15 protein-coding genes are annotated in these 16,312 nt (G+C 68.8%); 11 read left to right on the top strand and 4 right to left on the bottom strand.

Annotated elements, in window-relative coordinates; genetic code table 11:
* Window positions 1-12: 12 nt before the first annotated feature.
* The 3 genes from MLE43_RS10280 to MLE43_RS10270 form a co-directional block, all read right to left on the bottom strand.
* Window positions 13-1,248, bottom strand: a complete 1,236-nt coding sequence (locus MLE43_RS10280) for a hypothetical protein (protein WP_243303673.1) — start codon at window positions 1,246-1,248, stop codon at window positions 13-15.
* Between the two features lie 121 nt (window positions 1,249-1,369).
* A complete protein-coding gene (locus MLE43_RS10275) occupies window positions 1,370-1,546 on the bottom strand; it encodes a DUF3606 domain-containing protein (protein ID WP_243303672.1) in 177 nt (58 codons plus the stop codon).
* Window positions 1,547-1,751: 205 nt separating this feature from the next.
* Window positions 1,752-4,919, bottom strand: a complete 3,168-nt coding sequence (locus MLE43_RS10270) for a lantibiotic dehydratase (RefSeq protein ID WP_243303670.1) — start codon at window positions 4,917-4,919, stop codon at window positions 1,752-1,754.
* Between the two features lie 197 nt (window positions 4,920-5,116).
* Here MLE43_RS10270 and MLE43_RS10265 point away from each other — a divergent pair, with 197 nt between their 5' ends.
* The 7 genes from MLE43_RS10265 (at window position 5,117) to MLE43_RS10235 (ending at window position 11,885) form a co-directional block, all read left to right on the top strand.
* Window positions 5,117-5,275 (top strand): hypothetical protein, encoded by a 159-nt coding sequence (locus MLE43_RS10265; RefSeq protein WP_243303668.1) that lies wholly within the window; start codon window positions 5,117-5,119, stop codon window positions 5,273-5,275.
* 433 nt (window positions 5,276-5,708) lie between these two features.
* Window positions 5,709-6,401: a sensor histidine kinase gene (locus MLE43_RS10260; RefSeq protein WP_243303666.1), complete on the top strand. Its 693-nt coding sequence runs from the start codon at window positions 5,709-5,711 to the stop codon at window positions 6,399-6,401.
* A complete protein-coding gene (locus tag MLE43_RS10255; RefSeq protein ID WP_243303664.1) occupies window positions 6,373-7,113 on the top strand; it encodes a LytR/AlgR family response regulator transcription factor in 741 nt (246 codons plus the stop codon). The genes MLE43_RS10260 and MLE43_RS10255 overlap by 29 nt, the downstream gene beginning before the upstream one ends.
* A 162-nt stretch (window positions 7,114-7,275) precedes the next feature.
* On the top strand, window positions 7,276-8,595 hold the full coding sequence (locus MLE43_RS10250) for a M16 family metallopeptidase (RefSeq protein WP_243303662.1): 1,320 nt from the start codon (window positions 7,276-7,278) through the stop codon (window positions 8,593-8,595).
* A 10-nt stretch (window positions 8,596-8,605) separates the two neighbouring features.
* Window positions 8,606-10,021 carry a M16 family metallopeptidase gene (locus MLE43_RS10245; protein ID WP_243303660.1) on the top strand — a complete coding sequence of 472 codons (1,416 nt, stop codon included), beginning with the start codon at window positions 8,606-8,608 and terminating at the stop codon, window positions 10,019-10,021.
* A 133-nt stretch (window positions 10,022-10,154) separates the two neighbouring features.
* On the top strand, window positions 10,155-10,385 hold the full coding sequence (locus tag MLE43_RS10240; RefSeq protein ID WP_243303659.1) for a hypothetical protein: 231 nt from the start codon (window positions 10,155-10,157) through the stop codon (window positions 10,383-10,385).
* A 171-nt stretch (window positions 10,386-10,556) separates the two neighbouring features.
* A complete protein-coding gene (locus tag MLE43_RS10235) occupies window positions 10,557-11,885 on the top strand; it encodes a protoporphyrinogen/coproporphyrinogen oxidase (protein WP_243303658.1) in 1,329 nt (442 codons plus the stop codon).
* Here the strand turns inward: MLE43_RS10235 and MLE43_RS10230 are convergent.
* A complete protein-coding gene (locus MLE43_RS10230) occupies window positions 11,853-12,425 on the bottom strand; it encodes a hypothetical protein (RefSeq protein WP_243303657.1) in 573 nt (190 codons plus the stop codon). The genes MLE43_RS10235 and MLE43_RS10230 overlap by 33 nt on opposite strands.
* A 174-nt stretch (window positions 12,426-12,599) precedes the next feature.
* Here MLE43_RS10230 and MLE43_RS10225 point away from each other — a divergent pair, with 174 nt between their 5' ends.
* From MLE43_RS10225 to MLE43_RS10210, 4 genes are all read left to right on the top strand, one after another.
* Window positions 12,600-13,751, top strand: a complete 1,152-nt coding sequence (locus MLE43_RS10225; RefSeq protein ID WP_243303656.1) for a Re/Si-specific NAD(P)(+) transhydrogenase subunit alpha — start codon at window positions 12,600-12,602, stop codon at window positions 13,749-13,751.
* 103 nt (window positions 13,752-13,854) lie between these two features.
* Window positions 13,855-14,139 (top strand): NAD(P) transhydrogenase subunit alpha part 2, encoded by a 285-nt coding sequence (locus MLE43_RS10220; protein ID WP_420843196.1) that lies wholly within the window; start codon window positions 13,855-13,857, stop codon window positions 14,137-14,139.
* Window positions 14,136-15,560 (top strand): NAD(P)(+) transhydrogenase (Re/Si-specific) subunit beta, encoded by a 1,425-nt coding sequence (locus MLE43_RS10215; protein ID WP_243303654.1) that lies wholly within the window; start codon window positions 14,136-14,138, stop codon window positions 15,558-15,560. The genes MLE43_RS10220 and MLE43_RS10215 overlap by 4 nt, the downstream gene beginning before the upstream one ends.
* Window positions 15,561-15,596: 36 nt before the next feature.
* Entirely contained in the window at window positions 15,597-16,241 is a 645-nt protein-coding gene (locus MLE43_RS10210) for a protein-glutamine glutaminase family protein (protein WP_243303652.1), read from the top strand.
* The last annotated feature ends 71 nt before the right edge of the window (window positions 16,242-16,312 follow it).

The raw sequence follows: 16,312 nt of genomic DNA, 5'->3' as shown, positions 1-16,312 counted from the left end.
GCCTAAGAGTGCCTAACAAAGCCCCAGGGCCCTGGGCAGCCGCGGGCTGGAGATGAGGTCGACGAACAGCGCCCAGCGCCGGTCCGGGGCGTCCGTGGTTCCCCCCTGCCGCTCCACCCAGGCCCGCACCAGGTGCTCGCCGAGGTTGTAGTTGATGACGTAGCTCCGGTAGGTGTCGATGAAGCGGAGGCGCTGCGCCGCCTGGGCTCCGGTCCGCAGGGAGTAGCGGACCAGGAAGGCCTCGGCTTCGGCCCGGCCGAGGTGGCCATCCAGGTAGCCCCGGGCGGCCTCGTTGTCGGCGAAGGCCAGGGTCTTCATCTCGGCCTGCACGCGGGCCCAGCGGTCGGCTTCGGCGGGATCGAGGCCCGCCAGGGGAAAGAGCACGTCCCGCTCGAAGGCCAGGCGCTCCGGCCCTGGGAACGCGACCTCGATGCCGAAGTTGGCCGTGCCCTCGGCGATGAGGGACTGGGGCGAGAACAGGGGATAGACCGTGAACTCCACCCAGCCCCGGCCCCCGGGCGGGCCTTGGGCGAAGCGCTGCTCCAGCAGGGCGTTGTAGACGTGATGCCCGGGGTAGCCCTCATGGGCGGCCAGGTCCAGGGCCCGGTCCATGGCGATGGGCAGGTCCAGGTTCACCTGGATCACGGAGGTCCCGCCGCCCTGGTACCAGTTGTAGGCGGACCAGGCCTTGTCCCGGACATACTCCACGCGGAAGTGGTCCGAGGCCGGCAGCGGCGCGTGCCGGCGGGTGCGCTCGCGGGCCTCGGCGATCGCCGCCTGGAACACCGCGTCCACGCGATCGGGCGGCACGATGACCCGCTCCCTGGCGCGCTGGTAGCGCTCCTGCACCGAGCCGGGGCCTTCCAGCACCTGATCCAGCCGGGCCAGCGCCGCCTCGAAGGTGGCTTCCGAGGTCCGGGGCGGACGGACCTGATAGAGGGCTTCGGCTTCATCATCGAAGCTGAAGCGGTGTCCCTCCAGGCGGGCCAGGTGGGCCGCCACGGCTTCCAGCTGCCCCTGCAGGTAGTCCCGGCGCACCAACTCGCCGGCCGGCACCTCCGCACCGCCGAGGCCGGCCAGAATCCGGCGAGCCTCGGTCCGCAGCTCAGCGAGGGGTCGAGGAGCCCCGGCCTCCGCAGCCTCCCGCCAGGACTGCGGTCCGTAATAGGCATCCACGGCATTGGCATCGTGGCGCCCGACCGCCAGCACCAGCTTCACGTAGTCTTCGGCCCACCCTGAAAGTGCCATGTCGTCCGGCCTCCTGGACTCCCGAAGATACAAGGTTCCAGGCGCTCCGGGTTTCTTTGCACGCCCCCACCGCTGGAGACCGGGCTCCTCGTGCAGCGAGATGGCGTGTGGTCCGGTGCTCTTATTTTCCGAGCTGGCGCTTCACATCCTCGAACATCGGGCCCACCGCCATCACCGTCTCCTTGAGCTTCTCCCGGGAGACGCTGAAGTAGATGGCCCAGTCCCGCAGTTCATAGGGCTCGTGGATGTTGATCCATTCTTCGCTTTCAGGCTTGGCGACCTTCAGGTTGTCGGGCATGAGGCCTCCTGGAGATGAGTCACGGAAGATGAGGGAAAATCCCTGCATTGATCCCTTCTGCGGCGAATCTAGCACTCGCCTCCAGGACGGACAGGGATCTGCCGCCGAACGGTCGGTTTCCGCGGCCGAACGGGAGGCTGGGTGGGCCTGTCCCCGCTGGCATCCTGGCTGTCCCTGAGCCCTCAAACACTGTCGATACAGAAGATCACTCGGCGCTGATCTCCGATACGGGCTCCGGGGTCCCCGGATGGCGGGCGAGATGGGAGTCGTACAGCCGGGCGAGGAACTCCATGAGCACCCATTCATGCTCCCGGGGGTTGGCCCGGAACAGACGGTTGAGGTGCATGTGCGCCAGGCTTCCCGCAAGGCCGGCCTGCGCCTCGTGCAGCACGCCCTGCTCGCAGGCCTCGCGGATGCGCACCAGGCTGCGGAAGCCAGGCGCGCCCGGGGCCCCATCCGGCAGGGGGAACCCTGCCTCCAGTTCCTTCCGGAATCCCCTGAAGGTCGACCCCATCTGCGCGCTCATCCCCCCGGCATCTCCGAATTCCTTCCGGAAGCTGGTCCGGGTGGCCAGGGCCAGTGTGTGGCGCTCGCGGGCACTCAGCCCCAGGGCCGCCCAGATCGCATCCGTGTCCCTGAGCCCCATCCGCCAGCGGCTCTCCTGGGTCAGGCCCGCCACCAGGCGGTTCAGGACCTGCTGGCTGTCCTCAAAGAACCAGGCCTCGGCCAGGGCGAACCCCAGCGGGCCGCCATAGCGCTCCCACTCCGGCTCGAAGGTGTCCACCTGCCATTTCCACAGCAGCCCCTGCGCCTGGTGTTTCTCCAGGTGCTTGTGGAGGAGGGGCAGCAGTTCCGCGAAGAGCCGGAAGGGGACGCCATGGAACCGCAGCCGGAGATGCGGATGCGGATCGCGGTAGCGGATGAAGTGCCAGCGGTCCCAGAGCCCCTGCCGCTTCGTCAGCCGGAGCAGCGGCTCCAGTTCCGTGAGCAGGCGCTCCGCGCTGGCCGGTCCGCAGTAGAGCTTGAGGTAGAGCCACTCCGAGCCCGGTGGGTAGGCCCGGATCGTCGGCGCCTGCGTCTCCGCTGGAAGAAGGACCGCTTGGGGCCGCGGAGCGGCGGTTCCCTCGAAGGGAATGACCAGCTCGTGGGCGAATCGCCCCTCCGGCGAGGTGACCAGAGACTGGGCGGGCTCCGGGAAGCATTCCGTGAGGGTGAAGGCCGAACGGTGGGCCACGAGGTGGTGCAGCATCTCCACGCGGAGGACCTGATCCAGGTCCACCAGCAGGCTGTTGTCCGCCTCGGTGAGGAGGACGAAGCGGGGCAGGCCCCGCCGGTTCCGCAGGGCCTGGAAGGCGCCCCAGGCTCCCTCGGCGGAGCCGGCCAGGGCCTCCTTCAGTTCCTGGGCCTCGACCCGCCAGCGCGCCTTGCTGAGGACCTGCCGCCCGCGCGTGACCCGAGGCAGGAAGGGCTGTTCCGCCAGAGGCCCCCAGGACCATCCGCCCGGGCGGCCATCCTGATCCTGCAGGCGGGCCAGGAACCGGTAGACCACGGGACCGCGCGCGAAATTGTGGGCCGAAGACAGGCGCGGGACGACCTCCCGCCCCAGCCGTGTCGAAGCCAGGACGACGCGGTCGCCCCGCACGGTCACCTGCAGGTCCGAGGGCAGGATCGTGGCCTCGGCGGGCACGCCCGAGGTGGCCAGGAACGGGATCTCGTAGTCCCGCAGGGCGGGGCGGGCCAGGACATTGCCCATCCGGCCCTCGGGCACATGGACCACCTCGGCAAACACGGCTTCCGGACGCTGAGCCTCCTCCTTCCGGAGGTGGTCGCGGAGGGCCGCCTCCAAGCCGGGTTCCCCGGGGGCGAACCGCCCCAGCCACCGGGCGGCCGTGGGTCCCGAATAGTGCTCCATCCAGAACTGGAAGGCGCCCTGATCCAGGGCCGCGAGGCTGGGGGCCGCCAGACTCACCAGGGCCGCGAAGGAGGCGGGGAAGGGCTGGGGGTCGGGGTTCGCCAGGGCCGCCACATCGGCCTCGTCCAGATCCCAGGTCAGCGCTCCCTGCCACCGGGGAAGCTGCGCCAGGAGATGGCGGTCCCGCCGGGAAAGGCGGGGGGCGGGCGGCGCCCCTTCAAACGCCAGGCCCTCCAGCAAGGGGGAATCATAGGCGGGCGCCCCGTCGAACCCGATTCCGTTCTCCTCATCCAGGACCTCGAGAAGCGGCATCCAGCGGGTTTCGTACCGCTCCCGGAAGGCCGCCCGGAAGCGCTCCAAAGGCCCCTCCACCGGGGTCGGGGTCAGGCGGCGCAGCGTCTCGGCCCCCTCCTCCAGGGCCCGACGGACCCCGGGCGCCAGGGCCAGTCCGGCCGCGGGACGGAAGAGATCCACCTGCAGGACATCCCGGGTTTCCGCGGGAATCCCCAGCATGGCCAGGGCGGCGGCAAACTCGGGCTGGCCTTCCGGATGCGACCCAAGGGGCGCCTCCGCCAGAGCCTTCAAATCCCGCCCCAACGCGGCCAGGGGTTCGGCCCGCCGGGCCGAGTCCGGATCGGCCCGGAGCCCGGCGACCACATGGCCCAGGGGATCCGGACTGGTCACGGGCGGGTGCAACTCGGCGCACAGCACCTGGGCCTCGATGATCCGCTCCAGGAAGGCCTGGGCCTCGGCCGGTTCCACGGCCAGGTGCCCGGCCAGACCCGTCACCAGGTCCGCCAGGCACGCGCCCCCCTGCGCCTGCTGGAGGACGTGGTCGAGGTGGGGCGTGGCCTCCACCGCCTCCAGGTGGTAGGTCCTCCCGGTTCCGGGGTGGTCCCGGTGCTCGAGATACCGGTACCAGCCTCCGCAGGCGTAGAGGCTCGAGTTCGGCCGGTAGCGCAGCAGAGTCCTGACCCTAGGCTCCTGCTCCAGGTGGCCCACCAGGGTTTCCAGGACTCCCCAGTCCAGGCGCACCGCCTTGCGGCAGGCCAGCCAGGGCCCCACCGAAAGCCGGCTGGCAGCTCCCCAGGCGCCGGTGGACACCGCCGCGAAGAGACCGAACGGCGTGGCGCGATGGCTCATCCGGCTGAGGTACTTCAACAGGGCGCGCTCCACGCCGCGGGCCGCCGGCGGCTCCAGGGCACCCTCCCGCCAGGCACCCAGCCGCGAGGCCAGGTCCGGAGAGGCCAGCGCGATGGCCTCCCGGACGGAAGCGCGCTCGACCCACCCACGAAGGACTTGGCGCAGCGCCTCCCGCTCCCGTTCCAGGCGGATCGTCAGGGGCTCCGCCACCTCCGGCTCCGGCCCTGCCGGCTCCTGGGGGTCCAGCGCGTCCAGCGGCAGGCCCGGGCTGCGAAGCACGAAGAAATCACCGGCTTGGCAGGTGGACGGGGAAGGCATGCGGGGAACTCTCTCAGAAAGGACAGATCCAGGAAACCATCTCCCGATCCGGCGCGACCGGGAAACGCCGAACGGTAGCTCCCGGGGGCCCAACGGTTGGAGGTGTGGTTACATACCGTTCATGGAAAGACGTTGGTTCTCGTCTCGGATGGGCTCACAACCAAGGTCGCGCCTCGTGGCGTTACCTGGGAGCTCCCATGAAGACCACTCTTTCCTTTCGCAAGGAATCCATTCAGCAGTCGAGCCATGCCAGCGAAACGCTGAACCAGGCGGCCCACGAATTCACAGAGGCTCAGGGTTTGAAACATGCCCGTGACCAGAGGCCGATTTCCCTCACGACATTGCTCACGCTCTAATGCCGACTGGCCCGGGTTCGCCGACTCTGAAACAGATATGGCTCGAGACTCGGCGAACCCTCGGACTTCTTGGTTCCCGCTGGCTAAGAATTGGCGGTCCATTGGGGTCTGTTACGGCCTCTGGCTCTTGCTCATCCTTTACGAACAGTGGTCCAGCCACCGCCTCGGGTCAGGATGGATTTGGGTCAGTGCCTTTTCCTCGCCTCTTACCCACCTTGGCGCGTTCGGCTTCCTGGCCCCCCTACCCTGGATCCTGTCACAGCGGTTCCCCTCACCTTGGGGTTTCATTCTGGGACTCGTCCTTTCGGTCTTCGTCTGTGAATTGATCTCAGCGTGTCTTCCACTTATCGACGTCTGGATACTCGCCCATGAAAGTTCCAATTTCAGCTTGGGCAAAACCATCCGCATCTACACCTCGCTTGTGGGGCCAGCCATGATGGTCGTCGGAGGGCTCGTCGCGGCGAGGGCCCGCTCAGAAGAGCTCCGGGAGGCCTCCCAGGCGGAGGCCCAGATCGCCAAGAACCGGCTGCTCCAGAGCCAGATCCATCCGCATGTGCTGTTCAATGCGCTCAATGGCCTGGCCGAGCTCGTCCACAAGGACGCCAGGGCCGCCGAGACGGCCATCCGGCACCTTTCCGACCTGCTCCGGCGCATCCTCGTGGCTTCTGAACACGTGCGCCTGCCTCTAAGGGAAGAGCGCAAGATCGTGGCGGACTACCTGGCTCTCGAGTCCATCCGGCTGGGGAACCGGCTCCGGGTCACCTGGGAGTGGGACGAAGGTCTGGACTCGATCGAGGTCCCTCCCCTGCTCCTCCAGCCCCTGGTGGAAAATGCCATCAAGCATGGCATCGCCCCCAGCATTCCCGGTGGCGACCTGGTCCTCCGGGCCCGGGCCAAGGATGGGGCGATCTTCCTGGAAGTCTGGAATTCCGGGCAACCCTATCCGATCAATGGCAACAGAAGCGGCATCGGGGTGAAGAACCTGCGCTCGCGGTTGGCCTTGCACTTCGGCAACGGCGCCCAGCTATCCATCGGCCCCTCCGGTCAGGGCACGCTCGCCGGCATTCGATTCGAGGCAACCCAAGTAGAATTCAGCCATGAATCAGCTGAAGGCCCTGGTAGTTGATGACGAGCCGCTGGCACGAGAGCGGCTCTCCCGGTTGCTCAAGGAAGCAGGTTGCACGATCGCAGGTGAACTCTGCGATGGTGTGGCCCTGCTCGATTGGCTGAAAGAGCCGGGAGAGGTCGATGTCATCTTCCTGGACATCCAGATGCCGGGACTCAGCGGGCTGGAAGTGCTGGCCGAGGTTTCGGACTGCCCTCCCGTGGTCTTCGTGACCGCCTTCTCCTCGTACGCCGTGCAGGCCTTCGAGCTCGCCGCCGTGGACTACCTGCTGAAGCCGGTGTTCGAGGATCGGCTGGCGAAATGCCTGCAGCGCCTGCGCGAGCGCCTGATCCGGCCCCTCAGCCCAGCCGAGCTGAAGGCCCTCCTGCCGCCCCCCGTGCGCTTTCCCATCCGGGCCGGGGATGGGGAGATCTACATGGAATTGGAACTGGTCACCCATTTCGAGCTGGAGAATGACCAGGTATGGGCCTGCCGCGGCCAGAACCGGTATCTGACGCGCTGGGCGGCCCTGTCGGAGGTGGAACAGGCCTTCCCCGAGGACGGCATGGTCCGCATCCAGCGCCATCTGCTGCTGCGCCCGGGCATGGTCAAGGGGATCCGCCCGGCCTCCGTGGGGCGGATCAAGGTGATGGTGGCACCCAAGGTGGAACTGACGGTCAGCCGGGCCATGACGCCCCGGATGAAGGAATGCATCCGGGTGGGGAAACCTTAAAGGGCCCGGTTCCCTGAGTTCGCCTTCCAGACGGGAGGGGGATGCAGGTATGGTGGTGGGGAACCTCACCCATGCATCATCAAAACGGGTCTCACCCCGTTTCTTTCTCAGGAGCCATCAATGCGATTCAGGTCATTAACCGCCTTCACCCTAGGGGCAGCCTTGCTGGCTGGCCCGGCAGGACCCGCCAAGCGACCGGCCTGGCGGCTGCCCATCGAGGTGAAGACTCTGCCCAACGGCCTGACCGTGGTGGTCTCGGAGGACCACTCCCTGCCGACGGTGGGGGTGAGCGTGGTCTATCGGGTGGGGATGCGGCTGGAGCCCAAGGGGCGCACCGGCTTCGCCCACCTCTTCGAACACATGATGTTCCAGGGGACGCCCGTCGCCCCCAAGGGCGTGTTCGATCGCGTGATCCAGGGAGGAGGGGGCCTCAACAACGGCTCCACCCGCTACGACTACACCAACTACATCGAGTCCGCCCCGGTCTCGGCCCTGGAGCCCATCCTCTGGCTGGAGGCGGATCGCCTCAAGGCCCTGGACTTCTCCCCCCAGAACCTCAAGAACCAGCAGGAGGTGGTGAAGGAGGAGATCCGCGTCAACGTCAAGAACCAGCCCTACGGCACCTTCTGGCTGGACCTGCCCGCGGCCGCCTACACCCGCTGGGAGAACAACCATGACGGGTACGGCTCGTTCGAGGATCTGGACCATGCGGATCTGAAGGACGTCCAGGCGTTCCACGGGTCCTACTACACCCCCAGCAACGCCGTGCTGGGCATCGCCGGTGACGTCAAGCCCGCCGAGGTCTTCGCCCTGGTCGAAAAGTACTTCGGCCACATCCCCGGGAAACCCAAGCCCGCCCTGCCGGACCTCAAAGAGCCCCTGAACACGGCTGAAATCCGCCTGGTCAAGACGGATGCCCTGGCCCGGGTTCCCGCCGTGGCCGTGGGCTGGAAGATGCCCGCGCGGGGAAGCAAGGACCACGCTCCGGCCGCAGTCCTGGCCGAGCTGCTCATCGGCGGGGATGCCTCCCGGATCTACCTCGGCCTCGTGAAGGGGAAGGCGCTGCTGCTGAACGCGAGCGGAGGGCTGAACTTCCCCCTGGGCGGCGCCTGGGACTATGACGGGCAGACCCTGTTCAGCCTGTTCTCGCTCTACAAGCCCAACGCGGACGCCGACAAGGTGCTCGCCGCCCTGGACGAGATCATCGCCGCCGTCGCCACCCAGGGCGTGACGCCCGCCGAGCTGGAGCGGACCAAGACCAAGATGGTCGCCGACTTCTATTCCGGCCTGGAGATCCCCCTCTCGCGGGCGGATTCCCTGGCCAAGGCCCAGGCCCTGTGGGGCAGCGCCGCCCACCTCAACGAGATCCCCCGGCTCATCGAAGGCGTGACCGTGGATGACCTCAAGCGGGTCGCCGCCACCTACCTGACCCGCCCCAACCGCACCGTCATCGATTACCACACCGCCGCGGCCAAGCCCTGAGGAGATGGACATGACCCCCACTCGCCACGCCCTCACCCTGCTGCTGACCGTCAGCGCGCTCCCCCTGGCCGCCGCCGCCGCGGAAGTGCCCCTTCCCAAGGACCTGCCGCCCTACGGCGCCGACCGCGCCATTCCGGCCCTGAACATCACCCAGCGGACCCTCCCGAACGGGCTCGCCGTCTGGCTGGTGAACCGTCCGGGGTTCCCCAAGGTCTCCGCCTACCTGGCCGTCCGGGGCGGCAATGCCCATGACGCCGCGGATCGCCAGGGGATCACGGGCTTCATGGCCGGTCTGCTGAACGAGGGGACCGCCACCCGGACCTCCCAGCAGATCGCCGAGGAACTCCAGACCATCGGAGGAGAGCTCGGCGCCTTCGCCTCGGCCGATGCGGTGTTCGTCCAGGGTTCCTGCCTGAGCACGGGCCTGCCGACGCTCATCAACCTCCTGGCCGATGTCACGCGGCACCCGAATTTCCCGGAGAAGGAGGTCGAGCTCGCCAAGGCCAACACCCTGCAGGGCCTGCTGGCCCAGGAGGCCCAACCGGCCTTCAAGGCCAACCGGGCCTTCAACACGGCCATTTTCGGCGACCATCCCTACCGCTTCACCTCCATCGCCCCCCAGGTGGTGAAGGCCACGACCCCCGAGTCCCTCCGCGCCCTCCACGCCGCGAGGTTCCAGCCGAACCAGGCGGTGCTCGTGATCAGCGGTGATCTCCAGGAAGCCGCCACCCTCAAGCTGATCACCGCCGCCCTCGGCGACTGGAAGGTGACGGGAGAGGCCCTGAAGCCGCTCAAGGAAGCCCCGGCGACAGCAGCCCACCAGTTCCTGCTGCTCCCCCGTCCCGGCTCCGTGCAGTCCACCCTTCGGGTCGGGCGCCCTGCCCTGTCGGCCACGCACCCGGACTACATCCCGATGCAGCTGGCCAACACCATCCTGGGCGGCTCCTTCGGCAGCCGGATCGTCAAGAACATCCGCGAGGACAAGGGCTACACCTATTCCCCCGGGGCCCGGGCCGCCGGGATGCAGGTGGGGGGAAGCTACCAGGTGCGGGCGGACGTCCGCACCGAGGTGACCGCCGCGAGCCTCATGGAGATCTTCTACGAGATGGATCGCATGGGCACCACCCCCGTGGGCGAAGCCGAGCTCCAGAGCGCCAAGCGCTACATGGGTGGAACGTACCTGTTCCAGAACCAGATGCTTCGGGCCCTGACCGGAACCCTCGCCACCTACTGGGTGAACGGCCAGAAGCCCGAGGCCCTTTCCGAGTTCATTCCCAAGGTCAACGCCGTGAAGGCCGAGGAGGTCCGGCGCATCGGCCGCACCTATTTCGCCTCGAAGGACCAGACCGTCGTCGTGGTCGGGGATGAGGCCAAGGCCAAGGCCGAGCTCGAACAGTTCGGCCCGGTGCAGATCCTCAAGAACTGAGGCCCGGCCTGAAACAGCATGAATCGGGCCCGGGCAACCGGGCCCGATTCATGTCAGGGCCCGGACCACCAGCACCCACCGGATGACAGCCCTTGTCCAACGGAAGGGCGCAGGCTGTCGACCAGGAGATTCCATGAAGATCGGCCTCCGCATCCCCTCTCTCAAGAAGCGCATGGCGGCCCGCACCAGCCCGCCCCGCTGGGTCCGCCAGAGCCTGGGCCTCAAGGCCCCCCGCGGCTGGGGCTGGCTCACCAACCCGCGCAAGGCCGCCTACAACCGTGTCTACCACCGCACCACCTTCGGCCTCAAGGGCTGCGGGTGGCTGCTCGCCCTACCGGCGGGATTGCTCCTGTGGTGGCGGTGAGGGCCGCAAAGGCCCACCATCTCGGCAGGCTCGGCTACGCCTGGGCGGGGTCCTGCCGGCGCCGACCCCTTCCTTCGTTTTGAGGTGGATCGGCGCAGGCCCCCGATATAGTCGGGCTGGCGATGCCCATGCTCCCGGGGTGGGGCGATGGCGGGCGGGCCGCGGGGTGGTGTGGACGGGAACAGGGACAGCGCGCGCATCATCGTCCTGGGGGGCGGCATCTCCGGCCTCCTGGCGGCGTGGCATCTGCGCCAGCGCGGCTGCCCGGTCGAAGTCTGGGAGGCCTCCGACGCCCCGGGCGGTTGGGCGCAGACGCTGCCCTGGCCGGGGCCGGCCGGCGAAGGGGGCTACCTGGAGCGGGGCCCCCAGGGGCTTCTGGTCAACCGGGACAGCGCCGTGGACCGCCTGCTGCGCGACCTGGCCCTCGACCTGCGCCCCCCCCAACCGAAGGGCCCCCGCTGGCTGGGCAGGGCCGGCCGGCGGGGGCCCAGCCCGGCGACACTGTCGGGACTGCTGCGTACACCTGGGCTCGGGCTCGCCGGAAAGCTGCGGCTGCTGGCGGAGCCCTTCATCCCGAAGGGAACCACGCCGGATGAGACCCTCCAGACGTTCTTCGCCCGGCGCCTGGGGGCGGGCTTCGCCCGGGAGCTGCTGCCGGCGATGGTGGCGGGGGTGCTGGCGGCGCCACCGGAATGCCTCGGCCTGGAGGCGCTGCCGCGCCTGCAGCGCCTGGAGGCCCGGGGGGGGCTCCTCCTCGGCAGCCTGCGGGCGGGTCCGGCCCGCACGCGCCTCCCGGTGGGCGGCACGGGCGCCTTGGCGCGGGCCCTCGCGGAACGCCTTGGGTGCGTGATCACCCGGCGGCCCGTCCGGACCCTGGAGCGCCGGCCGGAAGGGGGATGGCGGGTCCATGGCGAGGGCCCCGTCCGCGAGGCGGCGGCCGTGGTGCTGGCCCTCCCGGCCCAGGTGGCGGCGGAGCTGCTGCGACCGCTGGCGCCCGAGGCGAGCCGGATCCTGGGGGCCATCCCCCGCCTGGATCTCCGCGTCTGGCACAGCCGCCACGCCATGGTCCCAGGCTGGGAGCGCGGGATCGGCCTGCTCCTCCATCCACCGGAGGGCCATGGACTCCTGGGGGCCGTTTCCTTCGCGGCGGACGATCCCCGCGGCGTGCCGGGCCTGCTCCAGCTCCGGGCCTACGTGGGCGGGGCCTATCCGGTGGCGCCCGCGCTGGAGGCCTGGCCGGGCCTCTTCCGGGAACTCCGCCGCTGGCTGCCGGAGCTGGGGGAGGCGGTGCAGGTGCGAGAGGAAGCTTGCCCGGGCGCCTTCCCGCTGCTGGAGCCGGGTCATGGCGCCCGGGTGGCGCGCTTGGAGGCGGACCTGCCCCCAGGCCTGCATTGGCTGGGCGCCGCGCGGTTTGGCCCGGGAATCCCCGATCTGGCCGAGGGCATCGCGGCGTGGGCGGAATCGGCCTCAGGCCTTCTGGTGGCTGGGCGACATCTGTGAATGCACCGGGGCGGGCGTCTTCCCGACTCGCATCCACCCCCACACCAGCGCGCCCACCAGCAGCACCCAGCCGATGGGTGACCGGGCGGCGATCCGGAGGTCCTGCCAGGAGGGCACCGAGCCGAAGACCAGGTTCGCCAGGAAGAACACCATGGCCGCCTCGGGCCAACCCAGGACCGGATGGTCCCCCAGGCGCCACCGGAGCAGGCCATAGGCCGCAGGCAGCAGGGCCAGCGGCGCGAGGCCGATGAAGAAGGCGTTGTACCAGCGGAGGTTGGAGAGGGTGACGGCCCCGAGCACCAGGCCGCGGCCCTCGCGGCGCGGGAGCACCGTGAAGCGGACGGGGCGGCCGTTGAGCAGGTGGCCGACGGCCCAGTGGCAGAGCTCGTGGCAGACCGTCCCGGGCAGCACCAGCAGGGAGAAGAGCCAGAAGGACCGCTTGGCCTGGTTCAGCAGCCAGAGAGCTGCGGCCATGCCCGCCAGGTAGGCCAGCGCCGGTCCCTGTCCGCTGCCCGCCCCCAGTCCCCAGCCATGGTCCATCGCCGCCGGTCCCCCCCCGTGCCCATTGGACCACCCTCCAGGCGCTTCCGCGTGCCAGGGTCGGACGCAGGTGCCTTAGTGGATCCAGGGATCGTAAAAAATCATCATAAAGCCATCCTTTCCAATCAATGGTAGAGTTTCCGCCACCCCATGTTTTTCAACGCAGAGGCCCCCATGAAGATTGCCGTTCCCAAGGAGATCAGGGCGGGCGAGACCCGTGTCGCGCTGGACCCGGAGTCTTGCAAGAAGCTGATCGCCCTCGGCCTCGAGGTGGCGGTCGAAGCCGGTGCGGGCCTCGCCGCGCGCTTCGCGGATCAGGCCTACCGGGACGCGGGGGCCAGCGTCATCCCGGACGCGGGCTCGCTCCTGGGCGAGGCGGAGTTCGTGCTGAAGGTGAACGCCCCCCAGGCCCGGCCCGACGGTACCCATGAGGTGGACCTCATCCCTTCCGGGGCGCTGCTGCTGGCCTCCCTCTTCCCCACGCGGAACCTCGATGTGGTGCAGCGGATGGCGGCCCGGAACCTCACGACCTTCTCCACGGACTGCATCCCGCGCACCACCCGCGCCCAGAGCATGGACACCCTCTCCAGCCAGGCCAACATCGTGGGCTACAAGGGCGCGCTGCTGGGCGCCCTGGAGCTGCCGAAGTACTACCCCATGTTCATGACCGCCGCGGGGACGACGCTGCCCGCCAAGGTCTTCGTCCTCGGCGCGGGCGTGGCGGGCCTCCAGGCCATCGCCACCGCCAAGCGGCTCGGCGCCAGCGTCACGGCCACGGACGTGCGGCCCGAGGTGAAGGAGCAGATCGAATCCGTGGGCGGCAAGTATGTGGGCATCGACCTCAAGCAGGCCGCCTCCGCTGGCGGCGGCTACGCCGCAGAGCTGTCGGCGGAGGACAAGGCCCTGCAGGCCAGGATGCTGGCCGACCACTGCGCCCAGGTGGATGTGGTCATCACCACGGCCCTCATCGGCGGGGTCTTCGCGCCCAAGCTGCTCGACGAGGCCATCGTGAGGAGCATGAAGCCCGGCTCGGTGATCATCGACCTCGGGGCCGACGGCGGCGGCAACTGCACGCTCTCGAAACTGGGCGGCACCGTGGAGGTGGGCGGGGTGACGATCGTCGCCCCCCTCAACCTGCCGGCGACGGTGCCCACCCACGCCAGCATGCTCTTCTCGCGGAACCTGCTGAACTTCATGACGGCCTTCTGGGACAAGGAGGCCAAGCGCTTCAACCTCGACTGGGCCGACGACATCCTCAAGGGCTGCGCCGTGACCCACGAGGGGAAGGTGGTCCACGGGCCCACCCTGAAGGCGCTGCAGGGCTGATCAACGGACACGGAGGCACGGCGTGATGATGCAGATGGAACACACTGAGACCCCGGGCCACCCGGCTCCGGCGGCGGGCGGCGGACACGGGCAGCTCGACTACATGGGCGCCCTGTTCGTCTTCATGCTGGCCACCTTCATCGGCGTGATGGTCATCCAGCGCGTGTCGCGGCTGCTGCACACGCCCCTCATGAGCCTCACCAACGCCATCTCCGCCATCGCGGTGGTGGGCGCCCTCATCGTATCGGCCGGGAAGGACTACCCCGGCTACATCACGGCCCTGGGCCTGGTGGCCATCTTCTGCTCCACCACGAACATCGTCAGCGGCTTCCTCATCACGGACCGCATGCTGAAGATGTTCAAGAAGCGGGAAGGGGTGGCCAAGTGAGCGCCGAAACCCTCGTCCAGCTCCTGTATCTCGTCTCCACCGCCCTCTTCATCCTGTCGCTGCGCTGGATGAGCGATCCCGAGACGGCCCGCAAGGGCGTGTTCTCCGGCGTGGCGGCCATGCTCCTGGCGGTGGCGGGCACCCTGGCGGGCGTGATGGCCACGGGCGGCACCCACTACTGGTGGATCCTCGGCGCCTTCGCCCTGGGCGCGGCCATCGGCTACCCGCTGGCCCAGGTGCCCCTCACGGCGGTGCCCCAGCGGACGGCGCTCTCCCATGCGTTCGGCGGCCTCGCCGCAGGCCTCGTGGGCACGGCGAAGTTCTTCCTCTACTACGGGCAGCGCAACGAGGCGGCCCTGACCACCTTCATCGTGGTGGCCCTGGTGGCGGAGATCCTGCTGGGCTTCCTCACCTTCACGGGTTCGCTGCTGGCGGCGGGCAAGCTGCAGGAGGTCCATTGGATTCCCCAGCGGCCCGTGACCTACCCCGGACAGAACCTGACCAACTTCGCCCTCTTCGGCCTGGCGCTGGCCCTGGGCGTCGCGCTGGTGCTCCATCCGCTGGCCCCCTGGGCGCCCTGGGCCTTCGGCGGCGTCATCCTGCTGTCGCTCGCCTTCGGCGTGCTGCTGATCATCCCCATCGGCGGCGCGGACATGCCGACCGTCATCTCCATCCTCAACTCCTATGCGGGCCTGTCCGCCGTGGCCATGGGCTTCGTGCTCAACAACAAGCTGCTCATCACGGCCGGCGCCCTGGACGGCAGCTCCGGCCTGATCCTGTCGATCATCATGTGCAAGGCCATGAACCGCTCCTTCTTCAACGTGCTGTTCGGCGCCTTCGGGCAGGCCCAGGCCTCCGCGGCGGGCGGCGAGCAGAAGGCCTACAAGTCCGACACCGTGGAGAGCGCCGCCCAGGTCATGGAGCAGGCGAGCCTGGTGGTCATCGTGCCCGGCTACGGCATGGCCGTGGCCCAGGCCCAGCACAAGGTCCGCGAGCTCTACGACCTGCTGAAGAAGCGCGGCGTCACGGTGAAGTTCGCCATCCACCCCGTGGCCGGCCGCATGCCGGGCCACATGAACGTGCTGCTGGCCGAGGCCGAGATCCCCTACACCGACCTGGTGGAGATGGACGAGATCAACGGCGACCTGCCCCAGGCGGACGTGGCCCTGATCATCGGCGCCAATGACGTGGTGAACCCCGCGGCCCGCGCCGACAAGACCAGCCCCATCTACGGCATGCCCATCATCGACGCCGACAAGGCCAAGACCGTCTACGCCATCAAGCGGTCGAAGAACCCAGGCTTCGCCGGCATCGACAACGAGCTCTACTTCCTCGACAAGACCTTCATGCTCTTCGGCGACGCCAAGAGCGTGGTGGGAGAACTGGCGCGGAAGCTCGCGGGTGACAACAGCGGCCACTGACCGTTCCCTTGGACCCAGCCCATCGTCGGAGCTCCCGTGCCCCTCGCCCTGCCTCTCGTGCTTCTGCTGCAAAGCGGCCTGCTCTCGGCCCCCCGGGTCGAGTCTGTCAGCGGCCCCGTCCAGGAGCTGAACTCCCCGGACAACGGCCAGCGCATCACCGTGTCCGTGCTGGAAGAGGACGAGGTCCGCTCCTTCTTCAGCGTCCTGGCGGAACGGCAGGACATCCCCTATGCCGCGTGGGATGGCAACTACGCCCGGGCCCACAAGATGGTCCGCATCCTCGAGGATAAGGGCATCACGGCCGCCAAGGCCTGGGTGGTGGGTGCGCTCTACGTGGATTCCAAACTGTTCGGTGAAATGGGCCTCAGCTACCACGTGGCGCCCCTCGTCTTTGTCCGCGTGGGCCGGACCATCACGCCCTATGTGCTGGATCCGTCCCTCTTCGACAAGCCCGTCCCGTACGAGGCCTGGAAAGCCAAGCTGCTCGCGAAACCCAAGGCCAAGCTGGAACGGGCCTACTTCACCACCCGTTTCGCCTACGATCCCGACGATCGCACCGCGGCATTGAGCAGCTACTCCGAGGAATCCCTGCAGGACATGAACCAGACCAACCGGAATTTATTGAGGGCCCTGTTCATGTACGAGCGGGGCCTGCAGATCAGGGGGCCCAAGCAGCCCTGAGCGCCTTCCTCCGGGAGAGCTTCGATCCAGTGAGGCAGGTCGGGTCGGTGCAGCCCCGTGAGCCGTGGAGG

It is taken from the genome of Geothrix oryzisoli, from assembly GCF_022808865.1.
GTDB lineage: Bacteria > Acidobacteriota > Holophagae > Holophagales > Holophagaceae > Geothrix > Geothrix oryzisoli.
The sequence above is the reverse complement of the archived record's forward strand: the minus strand, read 5'-3'. Positions and strand labels throughout refer to the sequence as shown.